The following is a 16,463-nucleotide window of genomic DNA, read 5'->3' as shown; positions in this document are numbered from 1 at the left end:
GTTAGTACACCATGCCCATCGCCTCGCGCACCTCGGCAAGCGTCGCCTCGGCGACCTCGTTGGCGCGACGATTTCCCTCACGCAGGACGTCCTTGATGTAGTCCATGTCACCTGCGAGTTCCTCGCGGCGCGCGCGGATGGGGGCGAAATACTCGTTCACGCTCTCGGTGACGTACTTCTTGAGCTGGCCGGAGCCGCCCATGCCGATCTCCTCCGCGATCTCGACCTCAGAGCGGCCGGTGCAGATGGCGGCAGTGGAGAGCAGGCCGGACACGCCGGGCCTTCCTTCCGGATCGAACGTGATCATGCGTTCGCCGTCGGTCTGGCTCTTCTTGATGCGCTTGGCGGTCTCCTCGGCGGTCATCGAGATGTTGATGGCGTTGCCGTAGGACTTGCTCATCTTGCGCCCGTCGAGTCCCGGCAGTAGCGGGGTATCGGAGAGCAGGGCATCGACCTCGGGAAACACCTGGCCGTAGCGGTTGTTGAACTTACGGGCGATGGTACGGGTGAGCTCGATGTGCGGCAGCTGGTCGCGGCCGACGGGCACGACGTTGCCCTTGCAGAAGAGGATGTCGCATGCCTGGTGCACAGGGTAGGTGAGGAGCAGCCCCGTGAGCTCGTGGCCGCTTGCCTCCATCTCGGCCTTGACCGTGGGGTTGCGCTGCAGCAGCGCTTCGGAGACCAGGGAGAGGAACGGCAGCATGAGCTGATTGCACGCCGGGACGGCTGAGTGCGTGTAGATCATGGTCTTGTCGGGGTCCAGGCCGCAGGCGAGGTAGTCGATGACCATGTTGTAGACGTTATCCTGGATGTTGTCCGTGCTGTCGCGGTCGGTGATGACCTGGTAGTCGGCGATGAGCACATTGGTGTGGACGCCCATGTCCTGCAGCTCCACGCGGCTCTTGAGCGTACCGAAGTAGTGGCCGAGGTGCAAACGCCCGGTGGGGCGGTCGCCGGTGAGCATGGTGTACTTCTCGGGATGCAGCGGCAGGTCGGCGCGGATCTGGTTGCTGCGCTCGAGGCTGACCTCGTAGCTGAGCTCGTTGGGCATGATGTCTCCTTTGCGTGTTCGATCGATGGCACATCCCGTTCGCGCTCTACGCTTGCACGAAGGGGACAAGAGGTTACTGGTCGGTGTGGTCGGATGAGCTGTGGCTGTGCGTTGGGCCCTTTCCGGGCAGCATCTCCTCAAGGCGTTCGATCCGGCTTTCGTGTAGCTCCTCCGCAGCGCGCTCCTCGTCGGCGAACGCCGGATCCTCGGGGGTCACGATTTCGTCTTGCTGCGTCTTTGGGTTGTAGTGATGCCGTAAAACAGGCTCGAACAAATGAAGGCGCGCCGCGAAAATCGCAGAACAGGCGAGCAACGCAAGGAAGATCGCAATGCGCGCCTCGATGGCAACCTGGTTGATGAGAGCCGCACCCAGCGAGAGCAACAGGCACCACGCGTAGATGAGCAGGACCGCCTGACGCTGGTCATACCCCTCTTGGATGAGGCGGTGGTGGATGTGGCCCTTGTCCGCCTGACCAATGCTCACGTGCGCGCGCTTGCGACGGACGATGGCGGAGAGGGTGTCGAGGATGGGAACGCCTGCGACGATGAGCGGGATGATGAGCGAGGTGAGCGCCGCGGTTCGACTCACGTTGAGCAGCGAGATGGTGCCCAGGCCAAAGCCCAAGAGCAAGGACCCCGAATCGCCCATGAAGATGGATGCGGGATGGAAGTTGTAGCGCAGGAAGGCGAGACACGCACCAAAGAGCGCGATGGCGAGAGAGGCGGCGTCGAGACGCCCCGCGAGAACGGCAAAGGAAAACATGGAAAGCGAGGCGATGCCCGAAATGCCCGCGGCGAGTCCGTCGAGTCCGTCGATGAGGTTGATGATGTTGGTGAACGCCACGAGGTAGATCACTGTGATGGGGTAGGCGAACCACCCGAGGTCGATCTCGGCTCCCGGGATGAACGGATTGACGATATTCCCAATGAGCAGGCCCGCGGTAGCTGCCACGCATGCGGCGACAATCTGGCCGAGCAGCTTTTTCTTAGGGCTGAGCGAACGCACGTCATCTACCGCACCCGTAATGACGATGATGAGAAACGCGACGCCCAGCAGGGGGTAGTTGATCGTCATGCTTGGATGGGGAATGAGAATGGGGGGCCATCCGAGTAGTTTGATTCCCGCAATCTCGACGACGAGCGCGAGACAGAGCCCGGCGAACATGGCAAGGCCTCCCAAACGTGGGATGGGCTTGGTGTTGATGCGGCGTTTAGAGGGGTAGTCGATGGCACCAAGCCTCCGCGCGAGGAGCTTGACGGGCGGGACGCATAGGTAGGTGGCAAGGAAGGCGGCGACAGCCACAAGGAAATATGGCATGGCTTGTTCCATGGATACCACCATCGGTCGGGAGTGGACGTCATACGCGAAACGCGCAATCTTAATCATGATACTAGAAGCGCCTCGCTCGATATGCCGCGTTCGCGCATGGGCACGGTACAAGCACAAGGGGCAGGAGATGGGCGGCTGGTTTCGGCCGTGCGATGGATGCCCTTACAGGGAGTCGGCTCCCGCTTTTGGAAATCGTGGTGCCGGTGGTAAGTTTTAGCTCACAGCGCGGGGCACTCCCGTGCACAAAAAAGCGCGTAGACGGTCGTAATAATGCCATGAGCGGCTTTAATTCACAGGCAATTGCATAAATAGTTGATTAAAATGCATATTAACAAACCGTAAATTAGGCTTTTGAATCTTGTTCATAATATGCAGGACAAGTAGAAAAATATTCACTTTGAGGTATAGATTCAGGCATTTATCCCTTGCCTTGCACATGCCATGTGCTGCTATTCTCCCATGTAAAACGCTTTACTGGATAAAAGTAACGACCTGCGGGAGTTTTGATGATATACCGTTCCCGCCAGTTTTACGACCGTTTGGCGGTGACGGTATCATTAAGCCGAAAATTGGATATAACGGTAGGTGTGAACGGAGTCCCGTAAAGGACTTAAGACGGGATCGCCGCGCGGTCCCAGAATAAGAAAGGTAGGAGGCAATGACGAAAGGCTTGCATGTCCCAAGTGAGATTGGGCAGCTCAAGAAGGTCTGCCTGCACAGGCCCGGCGAGGAACTGCTGAATCTGCCGCCGTTCGAGCTTGAGCGTCTGCTCTTCGACGACGTCCCGTTCCTCGAGGTCGCCCAAGAGGAGCACGACACCTTTGCCCAGATTCTTCGTGATCAGGGTGTCGAGGTTCTCTATCTCGAGAAGCTCGTCGCCGAGGTCTTTGATGCCAACCCCGACGCTCGCCAGGAGTTCCTGGATCAGTACATCGCCGAGGCCGGCATCAAGGGCAAGGAGATGCCCCGCGTCGTCCGAGAGAAGCTCGATTCCATCAAGGACAACCTCGAGTTTGTCCAGAAGACCATGGCTGGTCTCACCAAGGCCGAGATCGAGATGCCGCATGTGAGCTCCGTCACGCTCGACTCCATGGTCAACACCGAGTCCGAGTCCGATCTCATCATCGACCCGATGCCGAACCTCTACTTCACCCGCGACCCGTTCGCGGTCGTTGGCAACGGCGTCTGCCTGAACCGTATGTACTCCGTCACCCGCAACCGCGAGACCCTGTACGGTAAGTACATCTTCAAGTATCACCCGGATTATAAGGACGTCTCCCTGTACTTCCGTCGTGACGCCGCCTACCACACCGAGGGTGGCGACGTGCTCAACATCAACGAGCACACCCTGGCCGTCGGCATCTCCCAGCGCACCCAGGCTGCCGCCATCGACGTCATGGCCCAGAACATCTTCTGGAACAGCGATTCCAAGGTCGATCGCATCCTCGCCTTCGACATCCCGAACAACCGCGCCATGATGCACCTCGACACCGTCTTCACCCAGATCGACGTGGATAAGTTCACCATCCACCCGGCGATCATGGGCACCCTCAAGGTGTACGAGCTCACTCCGGGCAAGAACCCCGGCGAGGTCAACATCAAGGAAATGGTCGACACGCTCGAGCACGTCCTCGAGGACGCCACCGGCGTCGACCAGATCAAGCTGATTCCCTGCGGCGGCGGCGATCCCATTGCGGCTGCTCGCGAGCAGTGGAACGACGGCTCCAACACGCTGGCTGTCGCCCCCGGCAAGATCTGCGTCTATGCCCGCAACACCGTCACCAACGACGTGCTCTACAAGGAGGGCTTGGAGCTTCTGGTCTGCCCGTCCGCCGAGCTCTCCCGCGGCCGTGGTGGCCCGCGCTGCATGAGCATGCCCTTCTGGCGCGAGGATCTCTAAGCACTAGCTTCGACGGCGCATCGGCTCCGGTGCGCCGTCGCACTTCGCCGTGGTATCATCCGCGGCATTCGCTCTACCTTCTATGTGAAAGGAGCCCACATGGGCGTTAACCTCTCTGGCCGCAGCTTCCTGCGTCTGCTCGACTTCACCACCGAGGAAATCGAGTACCTGCTCAAGCTCTCCAAGAACTTCAAGGACCTCAAGCGCACGGGCACCCCGCACCGCTACCTCGAGGGCAAGAACATCGTCCTGCTGTTCCAGAAGACCTCCACGCGCACCCGCTGCGCCTTCGAGGTCGGCGGTATGGACCTTGGCATGGGCGTCACCTACCTCGACCCCGGTTCGTCCCAGATGGGCAAGAAGGAGTCCATCGAGGACACCGCCCGCGTCCTCGGCCGCATGTATGACGGCATCGAGTTCCGCGGCTTCGACCAGGAGGACGTCGAGGAGCTCGCCGCCAAGTCCGGCGTTCCCGTGTGGAACGGCCTGACCGACCTGTGGCACCCCACCCAGATGCTCGCCGACATCCTGACCGTCCAGGAGAACTTCAACTACGACATCAAGGGCAAGACCCTCGTCTTCATGGGCGACGCCAAGAACAACGTCGCTCGTTCCCTCATGGTCGTGTGCGCCAAGCTCGGCATGAACTTCGTGGCTTGCGGCCCGAAGGAGTGCATGCCCGCCAACGATGTGATCGACGCCTGCAAGCCGATCGCCGAGGCCAATGGCTGCACCATTACCCTTACCGAGGATCCCAAGGAGGCCTGCACCGGCGCTCACGTCATCTATACCGACGTGTGGGTGTCCATGGGTGAGCCCGACGAAGTTTGGACCGAGCGCATCAAGCAGCTCGAGCCCTATCGCGTCACCACCGAGCTCATGGCCATGGCCGATCCTTCCGCCATCTTCCTGCACTGCCTGCCGGCCTTCCACGACACCAACACCACCACTGGTGCCGAGATCGCCGAGAAGTTCGGCGTCACCGAGATGGAGGTCGAGGACGCCGTCTTCGAGTCCCCGCAGTCCAAGGTGTTCGACGAGGCCGAGAACCGCATGCACACCATCAAGGCGATTATGTACGCCACGCTCAAGTAAGAGCGCATCGTCTGCCCGCTCGGGGCGCATCGCTGCGCGTCCCGAGCGGTCCTTTTGGTAGTTTTCCCGCCGCTTGGGGCGTCGCACGGCACGGATTGCGCCCCGTCCATGCGGGATAAGCCTAAGTAATACAAAGAAGGGGGGATGAGAACAATGACTGAAACCGCCAAGAAAAAGCGCGGCATGCCCTCATCGTTCACCATTCTTCTTGCCCTATTGGCAATCGTCGCCGTCATCACCGTAATTGTTTCCGGTACGACGGATGCCGTGACCGCCGCTACGTTCAGCGACTTCTTCACGGCGCCGGTCAAGGGCTTCGCCGATGCGTTGCCCGTCTGCCTCTTCGTAATGATCCTCGGCGGCTTCCTCGGCATGATGACCGAGACCGGCGCGTTGGACAACGGCATCGCCGTGCTCGTTCAGAAGCTCAAGGGCCGTGAGATTTGGATTATTCCGGTGCTCATGTGCCTGTTCGCCCTCGGCGGAACCTCCTACGGCATGTGTGAAGAGACGGTCCCGTTCTACGCCCTGCTTGCCGCCACCATGATGGCTGCCGGCTTCGACCCGCTGGTCGGCGCCGCTACCGTCCTGCTCGGCGCGGGATGCGGCTGCCTGGGTTCCACGGTCAACCCGTTCGCCGTCGGTGCCGCCGTCGATGCCCTTTCCTCCAAGGGCATCGAGGTTGATCAGACCATCATCATTGGTCTGGGCTTCCTTCTCACCGTTGTGACCACGCTGATCTCCATTATCTTCGTGATGCGGTACGCCAAGAAGGTCAAGGCCGATAAGGGCTCCACGTTCCTGTCTTTGCAGGAGCAGAAGGACGCCGAGGCCGCCCATGGCGCAGCTGCCGCCGAGGCCGCCAAGGAGGTCAAGCTCACCGGTCGTCAGAAGGCCGTTCTGGGCATTTTCGCTTTCACCTTCGTCGTCATGATCGTCGGCTTCATCCCGCTGGGCGACCTTAATGCGAACGTCGCAGGCTTTTTCGACAACGGTGTGTACGACGCCGACGGTAATACCATTACCCAGGCTTGGTCCGCAGTTGTCACCGGCCTTCCCATTGGCCAGTGGTATTTCGATGAGGCTTCCACGTGGTTCTTCGTCATGGCGATCGTCATCGGTATCGTGGGCGGCCTGTCCGAGAAGCAGATCGTGAACACGTTCATCACCGGTGCCGCCGACATGATGTCCGTCGTCCTGATCATCGCGCTGGCCCGTGGCATCTCCGTTCTCATGGCCGCCACCGGTCTGGACATGTACGTGCTCGACGCTGCCGCCGCCATGCTCAGGGGCGTTCCGAGCTTCATCTTCGCCCCTGTGGCGTTCCTGGTCTACTTTGGCTTTCCTTCCTGATTCCGTCCACGTCCGGTATGGCAACCGTGTCCATGCCCATTATGGGTCCGCTGGCTGCCGGTCTGGGCTTCTCGCCCGAGGTCATGGTCATGATCTTCTCGTCCGCCATCGGTGTCGTGAATCTGTTTACTCCCACCTCCGGCGCGATCATGGGTGGCCTGTCACTCGCCAAGATCGAGTGGACCACGTGGCTCAAGTTCGCCATGCCGCTCATTGTGATCCTCACGCTTGTGAGCATGGTTATCACGACGGTGGCCTGCATGGTGATCTAGTACCCGATGGGTGCTTTGCGGCCGTGATCATAGCGTAAGCACCCCATGTGGGCTCCGCGGTCGCTCAATAGCCGTCCGACCGGTCACTTGAATCGTCTTGCGATCGGTTGCGACCTACCTTTCTGCCCCCTTCCGTTTCCGTGCGCGGGAGGGGGCGCTTGTGTTTCGCGGCGGTGGGGCCTGTGCGTGTCGGGGCGATTGCGTGAAGTGTGCGAGCGGCGCGGGCGGGGGAGCGAAACTCGGCTACTATGTTTCGGTACCGCCATATGACAAAGGAGCCGAACGCATGCGCCAGGGTTTCGATAACGAGAAGTACATTGCCAACCAAGCCGAGCACATCAAGGAGCGCATCGCCCAGTTCGGCGGCAAGCTCTACCTTGAATTCGGCGGCAAGCTGTTCGACGACTACCATGCGAGCCGCGTGCTGCCCGGTTTCGAGCCCGACAGCAAGTTCCGCATGCTTAAGAGCCTGGCGGATGACGTTGAGATCATCATCGCCATCAACGCCAACCATATCGAGAAGAACAAGGCCCGCGGTGACCTTGGCATCACGTACGACGAGGATGTCTTGCGCCTTGCCGACATTTTCCGTTCCAACGGATTCCTCGTGGGTGCCGTCGTGCTCACCCAGTACTCCGGTCAGCCTGCCGCCGACCAGTTCCGCCGCCGCCTCTCCATGCTCGGCATTACCTGCAAGCTCCATTACCCCATTGAGGGCTACCCCCACGATATCGACCTTATCGTGAGCGAGGAGGGCTACGGCAAGAACGAGTTCGTCGAGACTTCTCGTCCGCTCGTCGTCGTGACGGCGCCGGGTCCGGGCTCCGGCAAGCTCGCTACCTGCTTGTCCCAGCTCTACCATGAGCACAAGCGCGGTGTCGCCGCGGGCTATGCCAAGTTCGAGACCTTCCCCGTGTGGAACCTGCCGCTCACGCATCCCGTCAACATCGCGTACGAGGCAGCGACGGTCGACCTCGACGACGCGAACATCATCGACCCGTTCCATCTCGAGGCGCATGGTGTCACCACGGTCAACTACAACCGCGACGTCGAGGCGTTCCCCGTGGTCAAGGCACTCATGCAGAAGATCTTGGGCGAGAGCCCCTATCAGAGCCCCACGGACATGGGCGTGAACATGGTGGGCTACGCGATCAGCGACGACGACGCCTGTCGCGAGGCGGCCAACATGGAGATCGTCCGCAGGTACTTCGGCGCCGCGGCCAACGTCAAGCGCACGGGTTGCGGCTCTGAGCAGGTCGACAAGCTCAAGGCCATCATGCAGAAGGTCGGCGTCACCAAGGATCAGTCTCCGGCTCGTTCCGCAGCCTTGCTTAAGGAGGAGACCACGGGGTCGCCCGCGGGAGCCATGGTGCTGCCCGATGGCACGGTCGTCACGGGCAAGACATCCACGCGCCTTGGTGCCGCGAGCTCGCTCATGATGAACGCGCTGAAGGCCGTTACCGGCGTCGACATCGAGCTCGAAGTCATCTCCAACGACGCCATCGAGCCCATCAGCCGCCTCAAGACGAGTCAGCTGGGCAGCGTCAACCCGCGTCTTCACCCGGACGAGACCCTCATTGCACTGTCCATCACCTCCGCCACGAGCGAGGTTGCCGCGCGCGTGCTCGCCGGTCTCCCCAAACTGCGCGGCTGCGATGCGTTCTTCTCGGTGATCATCTCGAGTTCGGATGAGGCACTGCTGAGGAAGCTCGGCATCAACGTATGCTGCGAGCCCAAGTTCGAGCGTAGCGGGTATTACCACCGCTAAACCGTGTTCCCCATGACGGACCTCGAAGACTGCTGCCGGGAATACCTTGCCCATCTGGTGGTGGAGCGCAACCTCTCGCGGAATACGGTGGCCGCGTACCGCCGCGACCTCGAGGGGTATCGAGCGTTCCTGCTCGGGCGCGGTATCACAAGTCCATCCGCGGTGACCCGGCGTGATGTGGAGGAGTTTGTGGCCTCGCGTCGCGACGCCGGGTCGGCGGATGCGTCGGTCAATCGCGCCCTTTCGGCCGTCAAGGGCCTTCACCGCTTTCTTGTCCGCGAGGGGCTGGTCGATACGCATCCGACATCGACCATTCGACTCCCCAAGGCCGAGCAGCGCCTTCCGGACGTCATCTCGATCGAATGCGCAAACGCCCTGCTCGATCAGGAGTTTCCTCAAACCGCCGCTGGAGAGCGGGACCATGCGGTGCTCGAGGTTCTTTACGGATGCGGGATGCGGGTGAGTGAGCTCACGGGTCTCGACATTCGTGACCTATATCTTGACGATGAGTTTGTCCGTGTGGTGGGAAAGGGATCCAAGGAGCGCCTTGTCCCCATTACAGGCTCCGCGCTCAGGGTTCTGCACTCCTATCTTACAGATGGTGCCCGCAATGACCTGCTCCGTCATTCCCGCGGCACCGCCATCTCCCCGGCGGTGTTCCTCAATGCTCGTGGCACCAGGCTCTCGCGTCAAAGCGTTCACGGTATCTGCGAGCGCTACGGCCGCATGGTTGGCATCGAGGGCCTGCATCCCCACACTTTGCGCCACTCATTCGCGACGCATATGCTCGCCGGTGGCGCCGACCTGCGCGCTTTGCAGGAGATTCTGGGGCATGCCGATATCTCCACGACCCAGCTGTACACGCATCTCGATCAGACGCAGTTACGCGAAGTCTACCTTGCCGCCCATCCACGCGCCTAGGTTCACGGCCTGCCTTGGCGTCTGCGCCGCCGCATGGGGTGGGATGCTCGCCCACACGCCGCCCACAAGTCGGGCACAACTCGAAAATCGGTTCAACCTCAACTAGAAGGTTTAACCTGCGGATATCGCATCGACCCGTGGTGGTCGTACATTGCCCAAACACAAGATGTTGTGTGTGTCCAAACGGCTGTTCGCGTCCGTTTGATGGGGCGTTCGGGGCGCGTGGGGAGCTGTGGGGGAGAAAGTGGGAAAAAGTGTTGCGAAAGGGGAGAAGCCCCCATAGAATGAAAAGCGTCGACGGCGGGGTGGCTCCCGCATATGCCCACGAGTAAGCCTAAGGGGGTGTGCGCCAGTGTATTTCAACGGTACCTACGATCGAAATCTCGATGCGAAGGGACGTTTGTCGCTGCCGCCCGCCTTCAAAAAGCAGCTCGAGGGTCATGTGCGCGTCCTTCCCGCTCCTGAAAAGGAAGTCGATGCCCTGTACGTGTTCACTGAGGACACGTTCAAGGTCTGGGTTGACTCTGTGTTTGAGGCAAAGGGCGGGTTCAATCCCACCGACCGTTCTCACCGCATGGTCAAGGAGGCTCTGTACGGCGCGGCAACCACACTCGAAATAGACTCCGCCGCCCGCATCAGCCTTCCCGAGCATGACCGCAAGAAGGCTCACCTGGATCGCGAGGTCACGGTCGTCGGTGGCGACGACCGCCTGGTGATTTGGGATCGCGAGACCTATGCGGCACGTCAGGCTGAGACCGAGGATATCCTCGCGGGCTTCTTCGATTAGGAAAGGCCTTATGGACGCGAACGGGGGACAGGTACGTTGACACCTGAATATCGGCATGAACCAGTCATGCTCCAAGAAGTGCTCGAGCAGCTCCAGCTCGCAAGCGGGTCCGTTGTGTGCGATTGCACGCTCGGCGGTGCCGGTCACTCGGTGAAGATGGCGGCGCAGGTTGGACCCCAAGGGCTGTTGCTCGGGATCGACCAGGACGACATGGCGCTCGAGGCGGCGGGAAATCGGCTTGACGTCGAGGCCCCGGGTACGCCCCACAAGCTCCTCAAGGGAAACTTCGGGGACTTGGACGAGCTCCTGTGCACAGCTCAGGTGCCCGGCGTCGATGGATTCCTGTTCGATCTGGGTGTCTCGAGCCCCCAACTCGATATCCCTGGTAGGGGTTTCTCGTACAACGAGGATGCCCCACTCGACATGCGTATGGATCCGGGAACCAACACCCTAAACGCAGCTGAGGTCTTGAACACCTATACCGAAGCCGACCTCGCCCGGATTCTTCGCGTTTATGGAGAGGAGAAGTTCGCTCGCCAGATCGCGCGTGAGATCGTGCGTCGTCGGCAGGTGACGCCGCTCCAGACGACGGGAGACTTCGTCGAGGCGATCAAAGCCGGTATACCGGCGGCGGCGCGTAGGCACGGAGGGCATCCGGCCAAACGCAGCTTCCAGGCGATTCGCATCGAGGTCAACCATGAGCTCGATGTGCTCGAACGCGGCCTCGAGGCGGCGGTTCGTTGGTTGAACCCGGGAGGTCGCGTATGCGTCATCTCGTACCACTCGCTTGAGGATCGCATCGTCAAGCAACATTTCCAGGAGCTCTCCAAAGGATGCACCTGTCCGCCGGACATTCCGGTGTGCGTGTGCGGGAACGTGCCGATAGTCAAGGTCACCACCCGCAAACCGCTAGTTGCGACGGCCGAGGAGGTCGCCCGCAATCCACGCGCGAGATCGGCGAAGATTCGCTGCGCAGAGCGTCTATAGCTCCGCGTTCGCCATCCGTTCGTCTCGCGCCGCTCGTATTGTCACTGCTTCCGGGACGGAGGGTTGCATATCATGGGTTACCACACCTCAAACGCAGCATATGCCTATGATATGCAGCCCGAGACGTATGCCGGGCACGCTTCCGCCCCCACACCTTCTGCGCGTCCTCGCCTTGATGTCGTCACCGGTGCGGGCCGTGAGGCGAGCCAGGAGGTCAGCCCCCAGTTCACGCATTGCGTCAAGGTCTTCGCCGTGCTCGCGGTTCTGTTCGTCGCGATTGGCGTCTTCCGCGTGGCTCTTGCCGGCCTTACCACCGCAACGCTCAACAACGCCGCGACCCTCTCCAACGAACTTACCGAGGCTCAGGAGCAGAGCTCCGAGCTTGAGGTCATGCGTGCCGTGTATGGCTCGTCCACGCGCATCCGCGACCTTGCTGAGGGCTACGGCATGGTTACCGCGGACAGCGGTATCACGCTCGATTTCACCGAATATGTCGATTCGAGTGCCGACACCGGCGCGAGTGCGCTCTCTGCGCTCGGCCAGTAGTTGGGCGGCACGTCTTCATGTCTTCGAATTACGATAGGAGGCGGGGCTCCGGTCGCACGGGCGGCTCGCGTGGCGGTGCCCAAGATGGGCTCCGTGGCTCGCGCAGCCCGCGTGGTGCGCGCGGTGCACGTGAAGAGTCGCGCGGGCGCGACGCCCGCGGCTCACGCGACCATCGAGACACCCGCGTCAAGACCGATCTGCTTCATTCCGACTTGGCGCATGAGAACATCTCGCGCCACGGCTTTCTCATGGGCGGTTTGGGGCTCGCCGGTCTGCTCATCACGGCGCGCCTTGCCGATTACCAGATCTTCAACGCAAACCGCTACCTCGCCGAGGCGGATGCGCGCCGCATGATAAGCCAAACGCTCTACGCCAAGCGCGGTACGATTTACGACCGCAACGGCACGGTGCTCGTCTCGAGCGTCGAGTGCAAGAACGTCTATGTGAATCCGCAACTCATTGAGAAGAAGCAGCGCAAGAAGGCGATCGCCGCACTCGTTGACGTTTTGGGCGTCGATGAGGAGTACGTAGCCGATCTCTTCGACCAAGACACGAGCTTCGCCTATGTGAAGCGCCAGGTTGATGACGAAGATGCCGAGTTGCTCGCACAGAAGGAGATCGCGGGCATCGAGTTCGAGCCGTCAATCAAACGCGTGTATCCGAATGGCACGCTGGCGTCGCAGGTGCTCGGCATCGTGAACGTGGACAATGTGGGCGTTTCGGGCCTCGAAAAGCAATATGACGAGATATTGACGGGCGTGAACGGCTCGTTGGTTCGCGAGCGCGCCTTGGATGGCACGTTCATCGCCGGTGGAGCGTATAAGAAGATCCCCGCCCAAGATGGCATGGACATCGTGCTTGGGATCGACGCGAATATCCAGCGCGTCGCCGAGGACGCCATTGCCGAGGTGGTGGAGCGCGTGGGCGCCAAGAACGGTTCCGTTTTGGTGAGTGATCCCACGACAGGCGAGATCATCTGCGCGTGCTCGTATCCCACCTATGATCCTACGGACTTGGCAAACGCCTCGAACGAGGATCTCAATCTGCGCGTGGTGACCGATGTCTACGAGCCGGGCTCGGTCTTTAAGTCCTTCGTGGCGGCCGCGGGAATCGAACACGAGGGGATGACCCCCGACACCGCCATGGACGTGCCCGCCATGGTCCGGGTGGGCGATGACGAAGTCCGTGACGCCGATAAGCGCGATTATGGCCTCAATATGACGCTGCGCGAGATGATGCGGCGCTCCTCGAATACAGGGTTCGTCTTGGTGGGCGAGAAGATCGGTGCGGACGACTTCGACCAGTACGTCATCAAGGACTTCGGGTTCGGCACCTCGACGGGCATTGATTTTCCGGGCGAATCGCTTGGCATCATCAAGGGTCGATCCGAGTATGATGGCGCGACCCTGGGTTCGATGTCGTTTGGTCAGGCGCTTGCCGTCGAGCCGGTGCAGATGGTGCGCGCCATGAGCGCGATTGCGAACAAGGGCGTCATGACGACCCCTCATTTCCTCAAGACACGTGCCGGGCAAGAGGTCGATTGGACCGATGGCGAGCAGCAGGTGCTGAGTGCTGAGACCGCCGCCGCCGTTGCGGATATGATGCGAACGGTCGTCGATGAAGGTACCGGCACCGGAGCGCAGGTCTCCGGTTACGAAATCTCGGGAAAGACGGGAACCGCGGAGCGCGCCGTGGAGGGCACATCTGGCTATCAAGAGGGAAACTACATGTCTTCCTTCATGGGTTTCGCGTCCACCACTGATGCGCGCGCGATGTGCTACATCACGCTTGACGGCACGGCTGCCGGCTCCGATGCGGCGACTCCGGTGTTCAAGACGATCATGGAGACGGCGTTGCCGGCGTTGGGCATCAAGCCCACGCGATAGGGTTCACACAGCCTGCACCACATCGAAGGGCGGGCGGGGTACCATATCACGTTGCAAGGAACGCGATCAGGAAGGGTTACCACTTAATATGGTTGAGATCGCAGTCAAGTACCTCGAGAGCACCACGGGCGCGCGCCGCGTCGCGGGTGATCCCGATCGCGTATGCCGCGGCGTCGTCATCGACTCCCGCGAAGTCGGGCCGGACGCCATCTTCGTCGCGTTCCCCGGCGAGCGCGTCGATGGAAACGATTTCGCCGCCGCCGCTATTGAGAAGGGCGCCGCCGCCGTCGTGATGACGCGGGAGCCCGACCAGACTCTCGTCGACGCCGCCCACGCGCGCAATTGCTCGTTGTTGACCTGCGACGACCCCACCGAGTTCCTCTTGCGCCTCGCCCAGGGCTACCGCGCACGCCTGCACTGCACCGTGATCGGTGTGACGGGCTCCATCGGCAAGACCACCACCAAGGACGTATTGGCCGCCTGTCTGGCAAAGCGCTTCCGCGTTCACGCCACCGCGGGCAACTACAACAACCTTATCGGCTTGCCGTTGACCATCCTGTCCGCCCCCGCCGACACGCAGATGCTCGTCCTCGAGATGGGTATGAACGATTTCGGCGAGATCGCTCGCCTCACCGCGTGTGCCCAACCGACCTTTGCCATCATCACCAAGGTGGGCACCTCGCATATCGGCATGCTCGGGAGCCGCGAGGGGATCGCCCGCGCCAAGGCCGAGATTCTTCAGGGCATGCCTCCGAGTGCCGAGAACTTCGAGGGGCACCATTCCGCCCTCGTGCTGCACGGCGAGGATGATTTCACCCCGCTCATCATCGAGAAGTATGCGCGGCCTCGCGGCATCGATGTGGTGCTTGCGGGCACCTCGACCGATGATGACGTCTATGCGACCCATGTAGAGCTTGATGAGACGGGGTGTCCGCACTTCGACATCACGTTCGAGGATGGCTTGAGCTTCAAGACGCACCTGTCCATTCCGGGTGCCCAGTCGGTGCCCAACGCGCTGTTCGCCGCGACCGTTGCGCACCGTCTCGGCGTTCCGGGTTTCGAGATCGACGAGGCGTTTTCCTCGCTTGCACTGACTGGCCGCCGCGCGCAGGTCCGCCATGCGACCTGCGGTGCCCGCGTTATCGACGATTCGTACAACGCCAGCCCCGAATCCATGGCAGCCGGCCTCAACTTGCTCGAGAGTCTTCCGTGCTCCGGCACGCGTATCGCCATCTTGGGCGAGATGGGCGAGATGGGCGAGGAGGCTCCGCGTCTCCATGCGCTCACCGGTGCCTATGCCGCCGCGAAGCGTCCCGGCCTGCTCATCTGCGTGGGCGGTGAGCTTGCCGAGGAGATGGCCACTGCCGCGCGTCTCATGGGTCTCGACGAGGGCGACGTGCACGTCGTTCCGTCGTGCGACGTGCTTATCAAGCGCTTCGCCGGGGTGATCGGCGAACGCGACCTCGTGTTGGTGAAGGGTTCGCGTTTCGTCGGACTCGACCGATTTGTGGAAGAGGTGTGCGCCGATGCTCGGTAACCCCGCGTATCCCACGTACCAAGTCTTTTTGGCCATTTTCATCTCGGCGGTGATCGCCGGGCTGATCATGCCGCTGTGGATCCGTTTCCTTAAAAAGGACGGCATCGGTCAGCAGATCCGCGCGGACGGCCCGCAGTCCCACCTGGTGAAGGCGGGAACTCCCACCATGGGCGGTGTGATCATCTTGCTTGCCGTGGTGCTCACCTGCTTCATCATGGCTAAGCCCACCATCGACCTCATGCTCGCCGTGGGCGCGATGCTCGCCACCGGCGCACTTGGGCTCTTCGACGATGTGACCAAGGTCGTGCAGAAACGCTCCCTTGGCCTCACGCCCGCGGGCAAGATGATCGGTCTTACGCTGATCGTCTGCGTCTTCTTCGTCATCGCGGTGAACTACTGCGATGTGGCCCCGGTGATACGCTTTCCCGGCGGTTTTTCCATCGACTTGGGAATCCTCACCACGACGCTGACCATCTCCGGGATGACGATCGATATTCCGTGGCTGTACCTTGTGTTCGTGTTCTTGCTGCTTGCGGGCATGTCCAACGCCGTCAACCTCACCGACGGCCTCGACGGCCTGGCGGGCGGTACGGTCATGATCTCCATGATCGTGATGGCCGCCGTGTGCTTTGTGTGCCACGACGCCAACCTCGCCATATTCTGCGCGGCATGCGCTGGCGGCTGCATCGGCTTTTTGTGGTTCAACGCCTATCCCGCGCAGATCTTCATGGGTGACACGGGCTCCCTCGCCCTGGGTGGTGCTTTGGCCGCCGTCGCCGTGCTTACCAACACCGAGGTCGTCTCCCTTGTCGTGGGCGGCTTGTTCATCACCGAGACGCTTTCGGTGATGATTCAGGTTGCGAGTTTCAAGGCTACCGGCAAGCGCGTGTTCCTCATGGCGCCCATACACCATCATTTCGAGAAGAAGGGCTGGGCGGAGACCAAGGTGGTCATCCGGTTCTGGATCGTCTCCGCGGCGTTCGGAGCCCTTGGCCTTGCACTCTTCTTCCAGCTGGGTTAGGAAGTTCAT

At 61.3% G+C, this 16,463-nt stretch carries 12 protein-coding genes and 1 pseudogene; 11 read left to right on the top strand and 2 right to left on the bottom strand.

Annotation, left to right across the window (positions count from 1 at the left end; genetic code table 11):
- Position 1: 1 nt before the first annotated feature.
- Together trpS and DWV48_RS07375 are read right to left on the bottom strand one after the other, a co-directional pair.
- The gene (gene trpS / locus DWV48_RS07380; protein ID WP_118654173.1) at positions 2-1,051 is read right to left on the bottom strand and encodes a tryptophan--tRNA ligase; all 1,050 of its coding nucleotides are present in this window, start codon (positions 1,049-1,051) and stop codon (positions 2-4) included.
- 73 nt (positions 1,052-1,124) lie between these two features.
- Positions 1,125-2,381: a glycosyltransferase family 4 protein gene (locus tag DWV48_RS07375; RefSeq protein ID WP_118654172.1), complete on the bottom strand. Its 1,257-nt coding sequence runs from the start codon at positions 2,379-2,381 to the stop codon at positions 1,125-1,127.
- Between the two features lie 658 nt (positions 2,382-3,039).
- Here DWV48_RS07375 and arcA point away from each other — a divergent pair.
- From arcA to mraY, 11 genes and pseudogenes are all read left to right on the top strand, one after another.
- Positions 3,040-4,281: an arginine deiminase gene (gene arcA, locus DWV48_RS07370; protein WP_118654171.1), complete on the top strand. Its 1,242-nt coding sequence runs from the start codon at positions 3,040-3,042 to the stop codon at positions 4,279-4,281.
- Positions 4,282-4,380: 99 nt separating this feature from the next.
- Positions 4,381-5,376 carry an ornithine carbamoyltransferase gene (gene argF / locus DWV48_RS07365; protein WP_118654170.1) on the top strand — a complete coding sequence of 332 codons (996 nt, stop codon included), beginning with the start codon at positions 4,381-4,383 and terminating at the stop codon, positions 5,374-5,376.
- Positions 5,377-5,520: 144 nt separating this feature from the next.
- Positions 5,521-7,001: pseudogene (locus tag DWV48_RS07360) on the top strand (YfcC family protein).
- Positions 7,002-7,287: 286 nt separating this feature from the next.
- Positions 7,288-8,769 carry a DUF1846 domain-containing protein gene (locus DWV48_RS07355; protein WP_118654169.1) on the top strand — a complete coding sequence of 494 codons (1,482 nt, stop codon included), beginning with the start codon at positions 7,288-7,290 and terminating at the stop codon, positions 8,767-8,769.
- Positions 8,770-8,781: 12 nt separating this feature from the next.
- Positions 8,782-9,690 (top strand): site-specific tyrosine recombinase, encoded by a 909-nt coding sequence (locus DWV48_RS07350; protein ID WP_118654168.1) that lies wholly within the window; start codon positions 8,782-8,784, stop codon positions 9,688-9,690.
- Between the two features lie 352 nt (positions 9,691-10,042).
- Positions 10,043-10,477, top strand: coding sequence for a division/cell wall cluster transcriptional repressor MraZ (locus tag DWV48_RS07345; RefSeq protein ID WP_118654167.1), 435 nt, complete (start codon positions 10,043-10,045; stop codon positions 10,475-10,477).
- Positions 10,478-10,513: 36 nt separating this feature from the next.
- Positions 10,514-11,464 (top strand): 16S rRNA (cytosine(1402)-N(4))-methyltransferase RsmH, encoded by a 951-nt coding sequence (gene rsmH / locus DWV48_RS07340; RefSeq protein WP_118654166.1) that lies wholly within the window; start codon positions 10,514-10,516, stop codon positions 11,462-11,464.
- A 72-nt stretch (positions 11,465-11,536) separates the two neighbouring features.
- Positions 11,537-12,010 carry a hypothetical protein gene (locus DWV48_RS07335; protein ID WP_118654165.1) on the top strand — a complete coding sequence of 158 codons (474 nt, stop codon included), beginning with the start codon at positions 11,537-11,539 and terminating at the stop codon, positions 12,008-12,010.
- A gap of 17 nt (positions 12,011-12,027) precedes the next feature.
- Positions 12,028-13,896, top strand: coding sequence for a peptidoglycan D,D-transpeptidase FtsI family protein (locus DWV48_RS07330; protein WP_369834841.1), 1,869 nt, complete (start codon positions 12,028-12,030; stop codon positions 13,894-13,896).
- Between the two features lie 88 nt (positions 13,897-13,984).
- Complete coding sequence (gene murF, locus DWV48_RS07325; RefSeq protein WP_118654164.1) at positions 13,985-15,433, top strand: UDP-N-acetylmuramoyl-tripeptide--D-alanyl-D-alanine ligase; 1,449 nt, start codon at positions 13,985-13,987, stop codon at positions 15,431-15,433.
- On the top strand, positions 15,423-16,454 hold the full coding sequence (mraY, locus tag DWV48_RS07320; protein ID WP_118654163.1) for a phospho-N-acetylmuramoyl-pentapeptide-transferase: 1,032 nt from the start codon (positions 15,423-15,425) through the stop codon (positions 16,452-16,454). The genes murF and mraY overlap by 11 nt, the downstream gene beginning before the upstream one ends.
- Positions 16,455-16,463 lie beyond the last annotated feature (9 nt).

Origin of the sequence: Collinsella sp. AF08-23, from assembly GCF_003479805.1 — a bacterium.
In the GTDB taxonomy this organism is placed as follows: Bacteria; Actinomycetota; Coriobacteriia; order Coriobacteriales; family Coriobacteriaceae; genus Collinsella.
This window is presented reverse-complemented; position numbering and strand designations above follow the sequence as displayed.

What these genes read in the sequence shown, in the direction of transcription:
- trpS (WP_118654173.1), bottom strand. Translation starts at nt 1,051, where the DNA reads ATGCCCAACGAGCTCAGCTACGAGGTCAGCCTCGAGCGCAGCAACCAG.
- DWV48_RS07375 (WP_118654172.1), bottom strand. Translation starts at nt 2,381, where the DNA reads ATGGAACAAGCCATGCCATATTTCCTTGTGGCTGTCGCCGCCTTCCTT.
- arcA (WP_118654171.1), top strand. Translation starts at nt 3,040, where the DNA reads ATGACGAAAGGCTTGCATGTCCCAAGTGAGATTGGGCAGCTCAAGAAG.
- argF (WP_118654170.1), top strand. Translation starts at nt 4,381, where the DNA reads ATGGGCGTTAACCTCTCTGGCCGCAGCTTCCTGCGTCTGCTCGACTTC.
- DWV48_RS07355 (WP_118654169.1), top strand. Translation starts at nt 7,288, where the DNA reads ATGCGCCAGGGTTTCGATAACGAGAAGTACATTGCCAACCAAGCCGAG.
- DWV48_RS07350 (WP_118654168.1), top strand. Translation starts at nt 8,782, where the DNA reads ATGACGGACCTCGAAGACTGCTGCCGGGAATACCTTGCCCATCTGGTG.
- DWV48_RS07335 (WP_118654165.1), top strand. Translation starts at nt 11,537, where the DNA reads ATGGGTTACCACACCTCAAACGCAGCATATGCCTATGATATGCAGCCC.
- DWV48_RS07330 (WP_369834841.1), top strand. Translation starts at nt 12,028, where the DNA reads ATGTCTTCGAATTACGATAGGAGGCGGGGCTCCGGTCGCACGGGCGGC.
- murF (WP_118654164.1), top strand. Translation starts at nt 13,985, where the DNA reads ATGGTTGAGATCGCAGTCAAGTACCTCGAGAGCACCACGGGCGCGCGC.
- mraY (WP_118654163.1), top strand. Translation starts at nt 15,423, where the DNA reads ATGCTCGGTAACCCCGCGTATCCCACGTACCAAGTCTTTTTGGCCATT.